At 68.8% G+C, this 3,059-nt stretch carries 2 protein-coding genes; one reads left to right on the top strand and one right to left on the bottom strand.

Annotated features, from left to right (window positions below; translation table 11 throughout):
- Window positions 1-168: 168 nt before the first annotated feature.
- Window positions 169-1,023 carry a dienelactone hydrolase family protein gene (locus ACFWF3_RS30195; RefSeq protein WP_379317053.1) on the bottom strand — a complete coding sequence of 285 codons (855 nt, stop codon included), beginning with the start codon at window positions 1,021-1,023 and terminating at the stop codon, window positions 169-171.
- A gap of 36 nt (window positions 1,024-1,059) precedes the next feature.
- Between ACFWF3_RS30195 and glmS the strand changes: the two genes are divergently transcribed.
- Entirely contained in the window at window positions 1,060-2,940 is a 1,881-nt protein-coding gene (gene glmS / locus ACFWF3_RS30190; protein WP_379317051.1) for a glutamine--fructose-6-phosphate transaminase (isomerizing), read from the top strand.
- The last annotated feature ends 119 nt before the right edge of the window (window positions 2,941-3,059 follow it).

Below are 3,059 nucleotides of genomic sequence, written 5' to 3'. Positions count from 1 at the left end.
GTCTATCGCCGCTCGACGGGCCAATGACCGCGCTGCTCCGCTGGATGACGACGATCCTGAAGCCGAGTACTACCAGCGCAAGAGCTGGCTGGTCTGAATCACCGGCGCGACGCCGAATGCGGAGGGTGATCGCGCCGGGCCGGCGTCGCTCGGACGGCCCGGGCGCTTCTAGCCGCGGATGAGTTTGGCGACTGTGCCGATGGACAACTTGGGCGCCTCGACCTCGACCTCGGCGTGGGGGTCGACGATCTTGGTGTGGGGGATCTCGGCTTCCGGGTCGGCGAAGGTCGCGTACTTCTTGTCGGCGAGGAGGGTGGCGAGGAGGTAGCCGGTGACCAGGGCTCGGGTGGCCTTGTCGGTTTTGTGTTCGTAGCGGCCCGCGCCGAGGGCGGCGAAGAGGCGGCGGCCCTCGATGATGCCGTTGTGCGAGGCGCCGTCGAGGGTGCGCAGGATCGACGGGCCCGACCAGGAGGCGGCGAGGGCGCGGGCATTGGAGCTGACCGAGTCGAGGTCGTCACCGGTCAGGATCAGGCCGGGCGCGTCGATGTCGGGGGCGATGTTCTCCGCGGCGGGGGAGGTGGGGGCCGGGAAGAGCGCTACGACGGCGGCTACCCGGCGTTGAGCCGCGGCGATCACCGCGGCGCCCGCCCCCATGCCGTGGCCGGCGAGGGCGAGGCGGTCGGGGTGGACGCTGATGGTGCCGTCACCGAGGCGGACCTTGCTCACGATGTCGAGCGTGGTGAGCAAGTCGGTGCCGAGGTCCAGATGTGACGGAATCGGGCCACGCTCGGTATCGGGCGCGGCGACCACGAAACCCCACGACGCGATGTGTTCGAGCAGGCTCTTGTAGTTCTCGGCGCTGGTCAGCCAGCCGTGCGCGAACGCGACAGCGGGCAGGTTCAGCCCGGACTCGGGCGTGTACACCACACCCGGCTGACCTGCGATCCCTAGGTTCCCACGCAGCACCCGGTGGGGGCCACGCACGGACAGGGTGCTCACGAGCGATTTTGCAGACACCGACACGGCGAGAAGAGTATCCGATCAGTAGGGTGGGGGACCATGTGCGGAATCGTGGGGTACGTCGGATACCGGGATGCGCTGGGCGTTGTCGTCGACGCGCTGCGACGCATGGAGTATCGCGGATACGACTCCGCGGGGGTCGCGATCCTCGATGGAAACGGTGCTCTGGCGGTCGAACGTAAGGCCGGGCGGCTGGCCAATCTGGAAGCCGAACTGGGCGAGGCGGGGACCGAGCGTTTCGCCGGGTCGACCGGGATGGGGCACACCCGCTGGGCCACCCACGGCGCGCCGACCGACCGCAACGCGCACCCCCACCGCGACCTCTCCGGCAAGCTCGCCGTCGTCCACAACGGCATCATCGAGAACTTCGCGCCGCTGCGCCGCGAGCTGGAAGACGTCGGCGTGGAGCTGCTGAGCGACACCGATACCGAAGTCGCGGTGCACCTGGTTTCGCGCGCGTACGCCGACGGCCCCACCGCGGGCGACTTCACCGCGAGTGTCCACGCCGTGTTGCAGCGGCTCGAGGGCGCGTTCACGCTGGTGTTCACCCATGCGGACCATCCCGGCACGATCGTGGCGGCTCGCCGGTCGACGCCGCTGGTCGTCGGGGTCGGCGAGGGTGAGATGTTCATCGCCTCCGATGTCACCGCGTTCATCGAGCACACCCGCGAGGCGGTCGAGCTCGGGCAGAACCAGGCCGTGGTGATCACGAAGGACGGCTACAGCGTCACCGACTTCGCGGGCAACACCGACGGGGTGGTCAGCCGGCCGTTCACCATCGACTGGGACCTCGCCGCCGCGGAGAAGGGCGGCCACGACTACTTCATGCTCAAGGAGATCGAGGAGCAGCCCACCGCCGTCGCCGACACCCTGATGGGGCATTTCGTCGTCGACGAGAAGGGCGGCCGGATCGTCCTCGACGAACAGCGCCTCGCCGACCAGGAGCTGCGCGAGTTCGACAAGGTGTTCGTCGTGGCGTGCGGCAGTTCGTACCATGCCGGCCTGCTCGCCAAGTACGCGATCGAGCACTGGACCCGGGTGCCGGTGGAAGTGGAGCTCGCCAGCGAATTCCGTTACCGCGACCCGGTTCTCGACCGGTCGACGCTGGTGGTGGCGATCTCGCAGTCCGGTGAAACCGCCGACACACTCGAAGCGGTGCGCCACGCCAAGGAGCAGAAGGCGCGCGTGCTGGCCATCTGCAACACCAACGGGGCGCAGATTCCGCGCGAGTCCGACGCGGTGATCTACACGCGGACCGGGCCCGAGATCGGTGTCGCCTCGACCAAGGCGTTCCTGGCGCAGGTGGCTGCCAACTATCTGGTCGGTCTGGCCCTGGCGCAGGCGCGCGGGACCAAGTACCCCGACGAGGTGGCTCGCGAGTTCGCCGAACTGGAATCGATGCCGAAGCTGATCGCCCGGGTGCTCGAGACCGCGCCACAGGTGCGGGCCATCGCGCGCGAGCTGGCGCATGTGCCGACGGTGCTGTTCCTCGGTCGCCACGTGGGTTATCCGGTGGCGCTCGAAGGCGCGCTCAAGCTCAAGGAACTGGCCTACATGCACGCTGAGGGCTTCGCCGCGGGCGAGCTCAAGCACGGGCCGATCGCGCTGATCGAAGACGGCCTGCCGGTGATCATCGTGATGCCGTCGCCGAAGGGGCGCGCGGTGCTGCATTCCAAGCTGCTCAGCAACATTCGTGAGATCCAGGCGCGCGGTGCTCGCACGATCGTGATCGCCGAAGAGGGCGATGACACCGTGCGCCCGTTCGCCGACGACCTGATCGAGATCCCGGCCGCCCCGACCCTGTACCAGCCGTTGCTGTCCACGGTGCCGCTGCAGATCTTCGCCGCCGAGGTGGCCCAGACCCTGGGCTACGACGTGGACAAGCCCCGCAACCTGGCCAAGTCGGTCACCGTCGAATAAAGGCCCCGACCCAGCCCGCACATCCCGACCCCGAGGAGGGATCCGCCGCGCAGCGGCGGGTTCGCGGCCGTCCCGTCGATCAGGCGCCGTTGCGTAGGCGACGAAGGAGCAAGCAACGG

Source organism: Nocardia sp. NPDC060220 (genome assembly GCF_042727815.1).
Taxonomy (GTDB): domain Bacteria; phylum Actinomycetota; class Actinomycetes; order Mycobacteriales; family Mycobacteriaceae; genus Nocardia.
Note: the sequence above shows the minus strand (reverse complement) of the source record. Positions and strands in the feature narration are given on the sequence as shown.